The organism is Oliverpabstia intestinalis, assembly GCF_009696065.1.
Lineage (GTDB): Bacteria > Bacillota > Clostridia > Lachnospirales > Lachnospiraceae > Oliverpabstia > Oliverpabstia intestinalis.
Genome location: NZ_VUMS01000001.1, coordinates 42,137 through 57,642 on the forward strand (window position 1 = coordinate 42,137; position 15,506 = coordinate 57,642).

The window sequence follows — 15,506 nt, forward strand, 5'->3', positions numbered from 1 at the left end:
TCGATCACTGAAAATTTATCTTTCGATGGTCGATTTGTTTATTTGAGGGTAACTATTTAGTAGCCATTGTCCCGCGAGGTGTTTTGACATGAATATGTCAAAATCCCGAGACATACAAGTCAAAATGCCATCACCGAAGGTGATTTTTTATGCATTTTGGCTCGTAACTGTGAAGGTACTGAACAGTTACATTTGAGGAAAGAAATTTTATTATTATATTACCATGTAGCGTACCTTTTCGTGTTCCAATACACAGCTCGAAGAAGCCGGATGACAGGACAGTCAGAAAGGCGAGCAACACTTTGTGGGCGGTTAGAGGCGATTTTGAGATCCGACACCTACGTAGACTTTCGCGAGTGTCAGCTGACACTCGTGAATATTAGTCGGAGTTGGTGGCTAGCTCAAAACGCCTCTGCCCACGTTGCCGCCTTCTGACTGTCCTGCCATCCGGCTTCTCCGGGCGTCCGGATGCATTTCCCTCCTACTTGTAAATAAGCCCCCTTTTTGATACAATAAATAAAATAAGGCTTTTTATGCCCTTCAATCGGAACAAACAAGGAGAAAAAACATGAAAGTAGTAATACTTGCAGGTGGTTTCGGCACCCGCATCAGCGAAGAAAGTGTACTGAAACCAAAGCCCATGGTAGAAATCGGCGACAAACCGATTCTCTGGCATATCATGAAACTTTATTCCTATTATGGATACAACGAATTCGTGATCTGCTGTGGATACAAACAACATATGATCAAAGAATGGTTTGCAGACTATTATCTGCACAGCTGCGACGTGACATTTGATTTTACCCGGGAAAATAAAATGACTGTGCACAACAACATCTCCGAACCATGGAAAGTAACCCTGGTAGATACCGGATTAAACACAATGACCGGCGGAAGAATCAAACGGGTCAGAGAACACCTGAACGGAGAATCATTCTTCCTGACCTATGGGGACGGTGTGGCAGATATCAACATTGCTGAACTGTTAAAATTCCATCAGGAAGGCGGGCGCATGGCAACATTGACTTCCGTACAGCCAATGGGACGATTCGGCGCGCTGGATCTGCGGGAAGATGGAGAAATCACAAACTTCAAAGAGAAAAAACAGGAAGACAGTGGATGGATCAATGCCGGATTTATGGTACTGGAACCGGAGATCCTGGATCTGATCGAAGGAGACGCGACTGTATTTGAGAAATATCCTCTGGAAGAGGCAGCCAGAAGAGGACAGCTGGATGCATATCGGCATAATGGGTTCTGGCAGTGCATGGATACAATGAATGAGAAGAAGAAACTGGAAGAAATGTGGAGAAGCGGAAATGCTCCATGGAAAGTGTGGGAGTAAGAGACATGAATAACCTGGCATTTTTTAGAGGAAAAAAAGTATTTCTCACCGGACATACCGGATTCAAGGGATCCTGGCTTTCCCGGATCCTGATTCTTTCGGGAGCCGAGGTGACCGGATATGCGCTGGAAGCACCGGTGGAGGCGAAACTTTTTGATACCTTACATCTGGGAAAAAATATGCACTCCGTGATCGGAGATATCCGCGACCGGGAAAAACTGATCCGTACCATGCAGGAAGCACAGCCGGAGATCGTGTTTCATCTGGCAGCGCAGCCGATCGTGCGGGAATCGTATAAAGATCCGGTGGGAACGTATGAGACAAATGTAATGGGAACAGTAAATATTCTGGAAGCGGTGCGCCAGACAAAAAGTGTAAAATCGTTCCTGAATGTGACAACGGATAAAGTCTATAAAAACAACGAGTGGGAGTGGGGCTATCGGGAAATCGATGAGTTGGATGGGTACGATCCCTATTCCAACAGCAAGTCCTGTTCCGAACTGGTGACCCACAGCTATGAAAAATCCTTCTTAAAAGAAGCCGGTGTGGCGGTGTCCACGGCGAGAGCGGGCAATGTGATCGGCGGCGGCGATTTCGCTCCGGACCGGATCATCCCGGACTGCGTGCGGGCAGTCGCAAAAGGGGAAAAAATAGCGGTACGGAATCCACATTCCACAAGACCGTACCAGCATGTGCTGGAACCGCTTGGTGCGTATCTGATGATCGCGCAGGCACAGTATGAAAATCCGGCGTGTGTCGGTTCCTATAACGTTGGGCCGGGAGATGAGGACTGTATCACCACCGGTCAGCTGGCAGATCTGTTCTGTAACTCCTGGGGAGGGGAGGCAGCGTGGGAAAATCTGTATCAGGGAGGGCCGCACGAGGCGAATTTCCTGAAACTGGACTGCTCGAAGATCCGTACGGCATTTGGCTGGAAACCGCACTGGCAGGTGGCGCAGGCAGTGAAAGAGACAGCCGTGTGGTATCAGGCATGGCTTGAGGGAAAAGATATGGAAGCATTCACGGATGAACAGATCCGAAAATATTTTACTTTACAGGAAAGAAAATAGAAAAGGATAAATGTGAAAAAGGAAGAAAAATATGAATAATAATCGAGAGATTCTGTGCGGGGCGGCAGCTTTGCTGGTGTCAGCAGGATTCTTTGGAGCATCTTTTCTGATACCGGAACTGTCGGATCACATCAACCGACTGGGCAATGGAAATCTGCTTGTTTATGCTGCCATGTTATTGATATTCTGCCTGGTATTTCTGGGGGGCATGCTTCTGACAGAACGGTGGGAGACAGGCACATGGCTAAGCAGAAAAAATAAAAAAGTCAATGAACTGGTATTTGCAGTATTGATTTTATCGCAGATGATCTTTTACGCCATCGGAGTATCCATGGAAACCGGTCAGGTAGGAAGCGTATCGGAAAAATATGGCTGGCACACACAACCGTTGCCACTGATGAGTCTGCTGTTTCTGGCAGAACTGGTTGTATTTTTCCGGGTGTATGCAAACATACAGATCAGAGAAGAAAAGAATGACTGGATGGTATGGCTTATATATGCAGTTTTGACGATTCTGATATTTTATTGCATGGATACGCCGAATATTTTCGGGCGCTCGGAGGCGGGGGATCATTTTCACGCTCACGCGTATTATAACTCTGTATACAATGTATATCAGGGCTTGCCTTATACAGATACAATGACGAGTATCTATGGGCATTATGGGCTGTTATTTAAGATACCGATGAAACTGGTGGGCGGAGATTTCCGGATGTTCGTGCTGATGATCGCGGCACTTGGAACACTGGCACACGTCTGTGCATTTCTGGTGCTGGAACTGACGGTGGAAAGCCGGATCCTCCGGGCACTTGGCGCAGTTGCTGCGGCATTTCCGGTACTCGGGATGCGGGGCGGTTATTACTGGCAGGTATGGCCGCATCGGATGATCTTTCCGATGATCCTTCTGTTGTATGCGGCGATTTTAATGAAAAAACAGTGGTGGAATAGGTGGACCGGTCTGGCCGGATATCTGATCTGTCTGCTGGCGATCCTCTGGAACACGGAAACCGGCGTGATTCTCGCCGTGGCATGGATGGCACTTTATATTTCACGGTGTCTTGCCGGGGGAGAATGGAGAATCGGGCGTCTGGCACGAACCGTACCGGTACACGCGGTCTGTGTGACGGCATCATTTTTCGGAGCCTATGGACTCGTGAATCTCTATAATTTGTCCAAACACAGTCCGGCCAATACACTGGGCGAATTCCTGATTCCGTTATTGTCGGATTCTTATATGGTGGACATCCTGCATCTGGATCTGCCGATGTATCCGAGTGCCTATATGGGTGTGATCGTCCTGTTTCTGATCGGGACAGTAATGGGAATCAGTACCTGGTTTTATCCGAAACAGAAAAATGAAGGACAGGTGCAGCTGCTCTTTTTCCTGAGTATCAGTGCACTGGGAAGAATGACGTATTATGTCAATCGACCATCCTATCATAATCTCGACTGCGTCAGCCTGTCGGCAGTGATCCTGCTGGCATATCTGGGGCAGAGGGGAATGACATTTGTTAAGGAAAGAAAATGGAAACATTGGGAAGAGATGGATCTGGCGGGAGTCGTGAACGGTACACTGGGACTTGCCTGTGCAGCCGCAGTGCTTGCCATGAGTACAGGAACGGTGCTGCAGTTTTCCCAGAACAGTAAGATCAAAGAAAATTATCATAATGTGGGCGAACTGGAGGCATTTGTACAGGAAATTGCAGAAGTGGTTCCGGAAAACACGCATGGTTTCGGGTTAAATGTGGCAGAAATCTACAGTCTGCTTCACTGGAATACCCAGTGCTTTACCATGGATTTCAGCGATATGGCGGTGATTCCGGAATCCTTACAGGAGTTACAGGAACAGCTGACAGAGGCGGATGCACCGTATGTATTTACCAGTCGGTCGTCACTGCCTATCTGGGAGAGGAATGATCCGGAGACTTACCAGTGGTTTAGTGAAACGTATGAGCTGGATCAGACCTTCCCGTACTATGAGGAAGAATTTCAGTTTTACCGGAAGAAATAAAAAGGAAACGAAGTAACTATTCAGCAGCCATTATCCCGCGAGGTGTTTTGGCATATTTATGCCAAAATCCCGAGACATACAAGCAAAAATGCCATCACCGAAGGTGATTTTAAATGCATTTTTGCTCGTAACTGTGAAGGTACTGAATAGTTACGAAACGAATATAAAAAAGGAGCAGAAAACATGTTTGAAGAAATGACAGAACAGCAGGCGAGAGAACAGATTCTGGAGATGACAAAGGAATACTGCGAAAAATATCACAATCAGAAAAAACCGTATGAAAAAGGAGACCGGATCCCGTATGCATCTCGTGTGTACGATGCGGATGAGATGGTAAATCTGGTAGATAGTTCTCTGGAATTCTGGCTGACTTCCGGCCGGTTTACAAAAGAATTCGAATCGGAATTCGCAAAATATCTGGGGGTAAAATACTGTTCGCTGGTTAATTCCGGATCTTCTGCAAATCTGCTGGCATTTATGGCACTGACTTCTCCACTGTTAAAGGAGAGACAGATTCTTCCGGGAGATGAAGTGATCACGGTGGCAGCAGGATTTCCTACAACCGTAGCTCCGGTGATCCAGTATGGAGCAGTACCGGTGTTTGTGGATGTGGCAATCCCGCAGTATAATATTGATCCCAATCTTCTGGAACAGGCAGTTTCAGAAAAAACAAAAGCAGTGATGCTTGCACATACCCTGGGCAACCCTTTTGATCTGAAAGCGGTAAAAGATTTCTGTGACCGTCACAATCTGTGGCTGATCGAGGATAACTGCGATGCGCTGGGTTCCCGTTATACGATCGACGGAGAGAGCAGACTGACCGGAACCATCGGAGATATCGGAACCTCCAGTTTTTATCCGCCACATCATATGACAATGGGAGAGGGCGGAGCCGTCTATACAAAGAATCCGCTGCTTCATAAGATCGTGCGTTCTTTCCGTGACTGGGGAAGAGACTGCGTGTGCGCACCCGGACAGGATAATCTGTGTGGCCATCGTTTTGACCGCCAGTACGGGGAACTGCCGTTGGGATATGATCATAAATATGTATATTCGCATTTCGGATATAACCTGAAAGCAACGGATATGCAGGCGGCTGTGGGATGTGCCCAACTGCGCAAGTTCCCGTCCTTTGTAGAACGCAGAATTCATAATTTCAATTATCTGAAAGAAGCATTGAAAGGAACTGAAGACAAACTGATCCTTCCGGAAGCATGTGAGAATTCCGAACCGAGCTGGTTTGGATTCCTGATCACCTGCAGGGAAGGCGTGGACAGAAATCAACTGGTACAAAAGATCGAAGAAAAAGGTGTACAGACCCGTATGCTTTTTGCGGGAAATCTGATCAAGCATCCCTGCTTTGACCAGATGCGTGCGACAGGAAAAGGCTATCGTGTAGCAGGAAGTCTGGAAAATACAGACCGGATCATGACGGATACGTTCTGGATCGGTGTCTATCCGGGGATGACGGATGCGATGCTGGATGCAATGGCAGATGCGATCAAGGAAGCACTGGAATAATATTTGAAAACGCGCAGCTAAAGGCACAGGAATGAGCTCTGGAACAGGGGATAACCGCGAGTTGACATAATATGAAAAACTGGAAAGCTGCGGCGGATTACAGGAAGGAAGAAGTATGATACTGGACGAAAAACTGAGATGGTTTGGTTTCTGGCTGCTGGACAGTCTGAAAGGAAAACAGATAAGAACATATTATGATCAGATTCAGCGGGCGTGGCAAGAGGGAACATCGATTCGGGAGACCGAAGAGCGGATTCGGGCACTGATCGCCCATGCGGTGAAGACAACAGAATTCTATAAGGATTACCCGGAAGATATTGAACTGACAGATCTTCCGGTAGTCAACAAAGATACGTTTCGACAGAATTATGAGAAGTTCCTTTCGACAACCTATAAAGATGCACCGGATAACAGGGTGATGTGTACGAGTGGTTCTACCGGAACTCCCCTTCGCATGATCCAGAACCGGGACAAAATCCGTCACAACACGGCGGGTGGTATATTCCTGGGAGCAGCAGCCGGATATTATATCGGTATGAAAGAGGCTTTTATCCGTGTGTGGGTCAATAATGTAAAGAAAAGTAAGTTTCAGCTTTTTCAGGAAAATCTGATCATGATGGACAGTTCCCGGATGGATGAGCAGGCACTGGAAAGGATGTTCCGGGTGATCGAGAAGAAAAAAGTAAAATGTCTCGTCGGCTATTCGTCAGCACTTGGGGAACTGAGCAATTATATTCAGAAAACAGGAAAAGATTGTAGCCGCTGCAAGGTGAAAGCGATTATTCCGATTTCTGAGACGATGCCGGAACCGGTGCGCCGGACACTGGAAAAACAGTTTGACTGCCCGGTACGTGCCTGGTATTCCAATGAAGAAAACGGAATTATGGGATTGCAGAATGAAGATAATGAGGGGTACCGGATCGACACCGAAACGTATTATTATGAAATCCTGAAGATGGATTCCGATGAACCGGCAGAGCCGGGAGAACTTGGAAGAATCGTGATCACGGATCTGTTTAATTATGCGTTTCCGATTCTCCGCTACGATAACGGGGATACGGCGGTGGCAACCAGAAAAGAGAAAAACGGCAGATACAGGCTGTATCTGGATGAACTTTACGGACGTCGAAGCGATCTGATCTACGACTGTGAAGGAAAGGCGGTAACACCGTATATTATTACCAATAATCTGTGGGATATCGAAGGGGTAAAACAGTATCGTTTTATCCAGGAAGATGTGAAAGACTATACCATCTGGTTAAACGGAGATCCGCAGAAGATGAATCAGGAAGAAATTCTCGGACGGATCCGCCCGTATCTGGGTGAAGAAGCCAGAATCAGGGTGGAACTGGTGGATGAGATCCCGGTGCTTGCTTCCGGAAAGCGCAAATACATAGAAAACCGGTGCGAAAAGTATAAGAATCAGACCGGTTTCTGCGGATAATAGGGAGAAACAGGTGGAAAAGAAAGAACAGAAAAAACGGATCGCTGCAAACACCCTGTATACCATGGGCGGGCTGATCTTTATGAACGGCGTTTTGCAGCTGATCATTACGCCGTTGCTCAACCGATATATGGGAGCAAAGCAGCTGGGAGAACTTTTGTATATTACAGGGTTGGTTGCGATTATCTGTCCGTCCGTCGGACAGGCGTTAAATACCAGCCGTTTGGTGGTGCGAAGATCACATGAGGTAACCAATGGAGACTACGACTGGATCCTGTTGCTGTTTGGCATACTGGGAAGCGGTGTGGCACTTTTTATGTCAAGAGACAGTATCAGCGGAATCCCTGTGGGGATCGGGGTGTTTGCCCTGTTTCTGCTGACGGTTTTCCGGTACTACGGGGATGTGGAATATCGACTGAATCTGAATTATCAGAGGTATTTTATTTATTATCTGCTGATCGGTATCGGATATCTTGCGGGATTTGTGATTTACCGTATCACAGATCGGTGGTTGTGGATCTATCTGGTCGGTGAGGTGGCTGCTCTTTGTTATGTGGCAGTTACAGGATCTGTATTTCATAAGTTTTTTCAGCGGAGCGGACATTTTTTTGTGGCGCTGGAGAGGGGATTTTTCCTGACATTGTCGTACCTGATCACAAACACCACAATGAATATGGATCGTCTGGTGATAAAGCAGATTCTTGGCAACGAACAGGTAACGATCTACTATGTGATTTCCCTGATCGGAAAGACCCTGGTGCTTCTGATCGCACCGATCAATACGATCGTGATTTCTTATCTGACAAAACGCAGAGAACTGTTAAACAGAAGTCAGTTTGGAAAGGCAGTGCTTGCGGGAGGCGGTGTGGCAGGTGTCTTTTTCCTTGGCTGCCAGGTGGGAACACCGCTCTTTGTCTGGCTGTTTTACCATGACCTGTTTCCGTCCATCAAAGGACTGGTCACGGTGGTCAATCTGGCACAGGTGCTGGGATTGTTTTCCGCATTTTTATTTATACTTGTTTTAACATTTACGGATGAAAAATGGCAGCTGTGGATACAGCTTGCACACTTCGTGATTCTGCTGACCGCATCGGTGCTGGCAGCAAAAAATTATGGGATGATCGGATTTGCCTGGGCATGCCTGGGAGCAAATACGCTTCGGGTTGTGGCAGTGATCGCACTGGGGATCTGGAAGGCAAAACCGGCGAAGAAAGAAGGGGAATGAAAAGATGCAGACAGGTGAAGTTCTTAGAAGAGTGGTGTTCAATCTTCTGGATGCTGCAAAAGGCGGTAGGCTGAAAAAATTAAAAGAAGTCAATAAAAGAGAGATCGTGGAAGGTGTGACGCCGGAATATATGGAGCGGAGGATCGATCTGCTTCTGGACTATGTAAAAAAACATTCTCCGTATTATAAAAAACATCCGGAATGGACAAAACTGGAAGATTTCCCGGTGATGACCAAGGGAGATTTTCTTGAGCATTATGAGGAAGTGCTGGTGGAGAACAGCAAAGAACAGGGTAATCTGTACCGGCTGAGTACCAGTGGTTCTACCGGAACGCCATTTACCGTTCTGTGTGACGGTGACAAGATGAACCGGGTCAATATGAACTTTATTTCCTGTATGGAACTGAACGGTTTCCGTCTGGGAATGAAGCGTGGGGAATTCCGTGCGTGGATAAAGGGGAAAAATACCATAAGTATGTGGAAATCTTTCAAAAATAATCTGGTCATGGTGGATATCTCCAACATGGGAGATGATTCTCTGGAAAAGATCTGTAAAGATATCGAGAAAAAGAAGATCCAGGTACTGGTGACCTATTCGAGTGCACTGACTGCATTGACCGGTTATATCCGACGGACGGGAAGAGATATCAGTAAGTGGAAGGTAGAGATGGTATTTTCCATGGGTGAGGCACTGCCGGATGCAACCTATGAACTGACAAAAGAAATATTCGGATATTCTCCGGTGCGTTCTTATGGAAATAATGAAAACGGTTTTATCGCAATTCAGCTGGGCGAGGATAGGGAATATACGATCGACCTGTATAACTTCTACCCGGAAGTGCTGAAGATGAACAGCGATGAGCCGGCAGAACCGGGAGAACTGGGACGGCTGGTAGTTACAGATTATTATAACAAAACCTTCCCGATGGTGCGTTACGACACCGGAGATACGGGAATTATGCGGATGTATCAGGATGAAAAAGGGCGGATGCATGGAAAATATGTGGAAATCTACGGCCGCCGCGGTTCTCTGATGTATAATTGTATGGGCGAGCCGCTGTCGATCCATGTATTTATGAACACGCTGTTAAAGTTTGAGGGTGTGGTCTATCAGGCAAAATGCATCCAGTGGGGACAGAAAGAGTATGAACTGCTGGTCAACGCAGACCGGAAAAAACTGGTGGAAGAGGATCTGATTGCCGCTTACCGGCATTATCTTGGAGAGGAAGCGGAGATCCGGATCACTTATGTGGACGAGATCCCGATTCAGGCTTCCGGAAAATTCATGGTCTGCGAGAATAAATGGGATGGAAGGAAGTAGAGGATATGAAGCAGAAAGTGTCTGATTATATTGCGGATCGTCTGGCACAGGAAGGGATCTGCCAGGTATTTACAGTGACGGGCGGCGGCGCGATGCATCTGAACGATTCTCTGGGACATCACCCGGGGCTGTCCTGCCTCTACCAGCATCATGAACAGGCGGCAGCGATGGCGGCAGAAGCTTATGCGAGGGTAGACAACCGGATGGCGGCGGTCTGTGTGACTTCCGGTCCGGGTGCGACGAATGCCATTACCGGAGCCTTGTGCGCGTGGATGGATTCCATTCCGATGATTGTCCTGTCCGGGCAGGTGCGATATGATACTACGGTACGTCACAGCGGTTTAAAGATCCGTACGATGGGAGTGCAGGAATATGACATCACGCCGTCCGTAGAACCCATGACAAAATATGCCGTCATGGTGACGGATCCGCTTACGATCCGGTATCATCTGGAGCGGGCGATCTATCTGGCAAAAACGGGTCGTCCGGGACCGTGCTGGCTGGATCTTCCGCTGAATATACAGAGTGCCATCATAGAAACCGATGATCTGAGAGCGTACGATCCGAAAGAGGATGAGAAAGAACTTCCGGCTCCGGTGACAGAAGAGATGGTGAAGAAGATTCTGGAAAAACTGAAACAGGCAGTGCGTCCGGTGATCTTTGCAGGTCATGGGATTCGACTGGCAGGTGCATATGACAGCTTTCAAAGGCTGGTGGAGCTGCTTGGGATCCCGGTAGTGACCGGAATGAGCAGTATCGATCTGATGGAATCTGCACATCCGCTGTATGTGGGAAGAAACGGAGGAACGGGAAATCGTCCGGGAAACTTTGCAGTGCAGACCTGTGATGTATTATTTTCCATCGGAAGCAGACAGAGTTTTTTACAGACCGGATTTGCCTATGAAAAATGGGCGGCACATGCGTATACGATTCTCAATGATATCGACGGGGAGGAACTGAAAAAAGAGACACTTCACGTGGATCTTCCGGTGGTGGCAGATGCAAAAGAGCTGATCGAAAAGTGTATCCACATGCTCGAAGAAGCAGGGTGCAGCCGTGCACACCCCTGGTTTGCAGATGAGAAAGAATCCTCCTGGAGAGAGAAGTGCCGTCACTGGAGGGAAAAATATCCGGTAGTGACGGAAGAAAAATACAAAGAACCGGAACCGGGACGAACAAATATTTATGCATTTTATGACAGTTTGTCAAAAGTGCTTCCGGAAGGGGAACAGATCCTGGTCAGTGTGGGAACCTCACGTGTGGCGGGAAGTCAGGCAATCTATCTGAAAAAAGGTCAGAGATTTTACACCAATGCCGTGACTGCATCGATGGGTTACGGGCTCCCGGCGGCGATTGGTGTATGCGTTGGATCCGGGGAAAAAGAAGTAATCTGTGTGAACGGGGAAGGGTGTATGCAGATGAATCTGCAGGAGTTACAGACCATCCGGCACCATAACCTGCCGATCCGGATCTTTGTGATCAATAACGAAGGATACCATTCCATCCGTCAGACCCAGACGGCTTATTTTGGCGGTCATCTGGTGGGTGTGGGTGAGGAGAGCGGGGATCTCAGCTTCCCGGATCTTTCCCGACTGGCACCGGCGTATGGATTTGCTTATAAAGAATGCAGAAACAGTGTGACACTGGAAGAGGATCTGCGGGCGGTCATGGAAGTTCCGGCACCTGTGATCTGTCAGGTTTTTGTGTCGAAACTCCAGAAGACGGAGCCGAAACTGGCATCCAGACAGCTTCCGGATGGAACCATGGTGTCGGCATCACTGGAAGATATGTATCCGTTTCTTTCGAGAGAAGAGATGGAGGAGGAAGGCGTATTATGGAAAGAGTGATCGTGACAGGAGCGACCAGTATGATCGGAGAAGCGCTTATTGAGGAATGCCTGAAACATGGAATCTCTGTATGTGCGGTGATCCGGAAGGATACGGCAAGAAAAGATCGTCTGCCGGAAGATCCGCATCTGGAACTGGTGGAATGCAGTCTGGAAGAACTGGCAGCACTGCCGGAAAAAGTGACAGGATCTTTTGATACGTTTTACCATATTGCCTGGGGGTATACCGGTGCGGCAAGAAATAAAAGTACCAGGCTACAGAGTAAGAACATTGATTATACCCTGGATGCGGTAGAGGCAGCTGCAAAGCTTGGCTGTAAACGATTCATCGGAGCGGGTTCCCAGGCGGAATATGGACCATTGGATCAGGAAATGATCGGCCCTGATGCGCCGGAACATCCGACAACTCCGTATGGGGTAAGCAAACTGGCAGCGGGAAAACTCTCGAAACTTTTATGCAAAGAGCTTGGAATCGAATGGATCTGGCCGCGGATCTTCAGCGTATATGGAATCTATGATAAAGAAAGTACCATGGTAATGACGGCAATTCATCAGTTCCTTGCAGAAGAAGAAACAGCATTCACCCCGGGGGAACAGGAATGGGACTATCTGTACAGCAAAGATGCAGGACGGGCTTTTTATCTAATCGGGGAAAAAGGAAGAGACGGTTCGATCTACTGTGTGGGGAGTGGAAAGGCGAAACGGCTGTATGAATATATTTACCAGATCCGGGATGTGGCAAATCCGAAGGCTACTCCGGGGATCGGGAAAAAGTCCTATGGTGTACAGCCGGTGATGCACCTGTGCGCGGATATATCGAGTCTGAAAAATGATACCGGTTTTGAACCGGCGTATGAATTTTCCAGCGGAATCCGGGAGATGGTCCGCTGGATGAAGGAGAAAGACAAATGAAAAAGAAAATCTCTGTGGTGATACCCACATACAATGAAGAGGGGAATGTAAAACCGCTGGCAGAATCCATTGTCGCAGTGATGGAGACAGAACTTCCGGAATACCGGTATGAGATTCTGTTTATCGACAACCATTCTAAGGACAGAACGCGGATGTATCTGCGGGAACTGTGCGCAAAGAATAAGAACATAAAGGCAATCTTTAATGTCAGAAACTTCGGTCAGCTGCGCTCTCCGGTCTACGGACTGAAACAGGCAACCGGGGACTGTGTGATTCGGATGTGCGCGGACTTCCAGGATCCGGTAGATATGATCGTAAAGTTCGTAAGAGAGTGGGAGAAAGGATCCAAAATTGTCATTGCCATCAAAAAAGCGAGCAAAGAAAACCGGATGATGTACTGGATCCGTGGATGCTATTATAAACTGATCCGGAAAATAACAGATATTGATCATATCGAACAATTTACCGGCTTTGGACTATATGATAAAGCATTTGTGGATGTGGTGAGAGATCTTCATGATCCGATGCCATATCTGAGAGGAATCATTGCGGAACTGGGATTTGATTATACGGCGATTCCTTATGAACAGCAGAAGAGAAAAGCGGGAAAGAGCAAAAATAATTTTTACAGTTTGTACGATTATGCGATGATCGGGATTACTTCGTATTCGAAAGTAGTTCTCCGGATGGCGACGTTTCTTGGATTTTTTGTGGGAGGTGTCAGTGTGGTGGCAGGGATTATTTATTTTATCCTGAAAATGCTGTACTGGGATCGATTTACCGCAGGCATGGCACCGTTACTCATCGGAATGTTCTTTCTGGGAGCAACGCAGCTGTTTTTCATCGGTCTGCTGGGAGAATATGTGCTGAGCATTAATACCCGTGTGCTGGATCGTCCGCTGGTAGTAGAGGAAGAAAGACTGAATTTTGAAGAGAAAGAGGACAGTGAAAATGAAAGCAAAACTGGCAAAGCGTAAAACAGGATTCTGTATGCGGATGAAAGAAAGCTGGAAGGAAATGAAATTGTGGGATGCAGAAGAACTCAATAAGCTGGACTGGGTGATCTCAGCACTGATCCTGATTTTTCTGTTTTTTACCTGTGCCTATGGAGATCTGATGCTGACGGGAAACAGGTCATTTCTGATGTATGAACACTTTACAGATTTTTATAAGGCAAGCTATGAGCAGTCCCACGGATATTATGCCAATTATCTGCCGAGTACTTTTCTGGCATATGCGATCTGGAATCTGCCGTTGTATCTGACCGGTCATGCGCCACAGGCGATGCTGACAAACAGTTTTATCAATAATATGTGGTATAAACTGCTTCCGGTGCTTCTGTATTATGCGACTTCCCATCTGATCTACCAGATCGGTGTGGAAGCAGGGTTCGGAGAAAAGAAAGCAAAGCTTTGTAAGTTTGCATTTCTGGTATTCCCGATCGGGGTGTTCAGTCAGTTTATTTTCAGCCAGTATGATATCTTTACCGTATTTTTCATGGTACTGGGCCTGTATTTTTATGTGAGAGGCGGCTTATGGAAGTTCGCACTGTCTTTCGGTGTTGCGGCAACATTCAAATATCACGCACTGCTGTTCTTCCTGGTACTGCTGGTTTTACGGGAGAAAAAGATCCGCAACCTGATCAAATATGCAGTGGTTATGGCAGTTCCGCTGATGATCGAAGTGCTGCCGAATATCGGAAATATTTATTTCAAGCGCAATGTTCTGGGATTTGGCGTTTTGAAATTTGTGCAGAAACCATTCACCATTGGCTTCTTTGACGGAATCAATCTTGTGGCGGTAACAGCAGCTTTCATGCTGGTGTGGGCGTATCAGAAAAAGACAAAAGACAACCGGGAAATGTTTTCCTGGGGCATTTTCTTCTGTGTGGGAATGAGTTTTGCAATCTTCGGATTCTCTTCCTGGAACCCGCAGTGGCTGCTGATGCTGGTGCCGTTTCTGGTGTTAAATATTTTCATGAATGAAAACGGCAATCTGCTGGTGATGGTGACAAATGTGCTGATCGTTGCACTGTATATCTTCTGCAGCCAGAACCTGGTAGATGAGCAGATAATGAATTACGGAATCCTGAAATACATCCTTCCGGGACAGCAGTTTGCGGTGAGAATGTGGGATCTGTATATGTTCCATGATGAAAAAATGCTCTGCTCTGCGATGTGGGTGGTGCTTCTGGTCTATGTGGTCTTCGGGCATCCGAAATACCATATCCGGAAAGGAACCGAGATCGCAAAAGGGCTGGTATGGCAGATCCGTGCGGCATTTCTGGTCAGTGTGTTTGCATTTGTGATTCCGGCATCGATCTGTGCGCTTGGCATGTTCCAGGGGAAAATTGTTCTGTTGGATAACAGCCGTCAGGATCTGGAACCGGACAATATCATTCAGGTAGATGAAAGCTCTTCAGTGAGCCAGGATCTGACGATGGAGGGAAGTGTACTGTCGAATCTGAAGATCCGTGTCTATACCGGAGAAAAGAGCATTTCTGATACACTTACAGTGGAACTGATTGACAAAGAAACCGGGGATGTGGTATATCAGGGAGAAAAAGAGACGGACGGTTTTACGACCAATTCGGCGCTGTATTCTTTCATCGGCGAGAAAGTTTCGGTGGAAAAAGGAAAAACGTATGAGCTGCGGATCAGCAGCGAGGCGGAAGAAGGATCCGGTATCGGTCTGTATTGTGTGACAGCAGACAGTGAAACACAGCTTCTGGCAGAGACAGAGGCCAGAGATGAACTTCCGGCAAGCCGGCTGCAGATGCGTGTGACAGGGGAACAGTAAAAGCGGCCTGCA

At 47.3% G+C, this 15,506-nt stretch carries 11 protein-coding genes; all 11 read left to right on the plus strand.

All coding sequences use genetic code 11. The features are described from left to right. Positions 1–568 precede the first annotated feature (568 nt). The 11 genes from rfbF to FYJ57_RS00260 all read left to right on the plus strand — a co-directional run bounded on the left by rfbF (position 569) and on the right by FYJ57_RS00260 (position 15,494). Positions 569–1,345, plus strand: a complete 777-nt coding sequence (gene rfbF, locus FYJ57_RS00210) for a glucose-1-phosphate cytidylyltransferase (RefSeq protein ID WP_154431085.1) — start codon at positions 569–571, stop codon at positions 1,343–1,345. Next, positions 1,327–2,415, plus strand: coding sequence for a CDP-glucose 4,6-dehydratase (gene rfbG / locus FYJ57_RS00215; RefSeq protein WP_235904294.1), 1,089 nt, complete (start codon positions 1,327–1,329; stop codon positions 2,413–2,415). The genes rfbF and rfbG overlap by 19 nt, the downstream gene beginning before the upstream one ends. A gap of 31 nt (positions 2,416–2,446) precedes the next feature. Next, positions 2,447–4,426, plus strand: coding sequence for a hypothetical protein (locus FYJ57_RS00220; protein ID WP_154431086.1), 1,980 nt, complete (start codon positions 2,447–2,449; stop codon positions 4,424–4,426). A 183-nt stretch (positions 4,427–4,609) separates the two neighbouring features. Beyond that, positions 4,610–5,947: a lipopolysaccharide biosynthesis protein RfbH gene (gene rfbH, locus FYJ57_RS00225; RefSeq protein WP_106491136.1), complete on the plus strand. Its 1,338-nt coding sequence runs from the start codon at positions 4,610–4,612 to the stop codon at positions 5,945–5,947. 115 nt (positions 5,948–6,062) lie between these two features. Then, positions 6,063–7,391, plus strand: a complete 1,329-nt coding sequence (locus FYJ57_RS00230; protein WP_154431087.1) for a phenylacetate--CoA ligase family protein — start codon at positions 6,063–6,065, stop codon at positions 7,389–7,391. Between the two features lie 13 nt (positions 7,392–7,404). Further along, on the plus strand, positions 7,405–8,616 hold the full coding sequence (locus tag FYJ57_RS00235; protein WP_154431088.1) for a lipopolysaccharide biosynthesis protein: 1,212 nt from the start codon (positions 7,405–7,407) through the stop codon (positions 8,614–8,616). Positions 8,617–8,620: 4 nt separating this feature from the next. Continuing rightward, entirely contained in the window at positions 8,621–9,937 is a 1,317-nt protein-coding gene (locus FYJ57_RS00240; RefSeq protein ID WP_154431089.1) for a phenylacetate--CoA ligase family protein, read from the plus strand. 5 nt (positions 9,938–9,942) lie between these two features. Beyond that, the gene (locus tag FYJ57_RS00245; protein WP_154431090.1) at positions 9,943–11,784 is read left to right on the plus strand and encodes a thiamine pyrophosphate-binding protein; all 1,842 of its coding nucleotides are present in this window, start codon (positions 9,943–9,945) and stop codon (positions 11,782–11,784) included. Further along, the gene (locus FYJ57_RS00250; protein WP_154431091.1) at positions 11,772–12,695 is read left to right on the plus strand and encodes an NAD-dependent epimerase/dehydratase family protein; all 924 of its coding nucleotides are present in this window, start codon (positions 11,772–11,774) and stop codon (positions 12,693–12,695) included. Before FYJ57_RS00245 ends, FYJ57_RS00250 begins: the two co-directional genes overlap by 13 nt. After that, positions 12,692–13,672: a glycosyltransferase gene (locus tag FYJ57_RS00255; RefSeq protein WP_154431092.1), complete on the plus strand. Its 981-nt coding sequence runs from the start codon at positions 12,692–12,694 to the stop codon at positions 13,670–13,672. The genes FYJ57_RS00250 and FYJ57_RS00255 overlap by 4 nt, the downstream gene beginning before the upstream one ends. Continuing rightward, positions 13,647–15,494 (plus strand): glycosyltransferase 87 family protein, encoded by a 1,848-nt coding sequence (locus FYJ57_RS00260; protein WP_118709787.1) that lies wholly within the window; start codon positions 13,647–13,649, stop codon positions 15,492–15,494. Before FYJ57_RS00255 ends, FYJ57_RS00260 begins: the two co-directional genes overlap by 26 nt. The last annotated feature ends 12 nt before the right edge of the window (positions 15,495–15,506 follow it).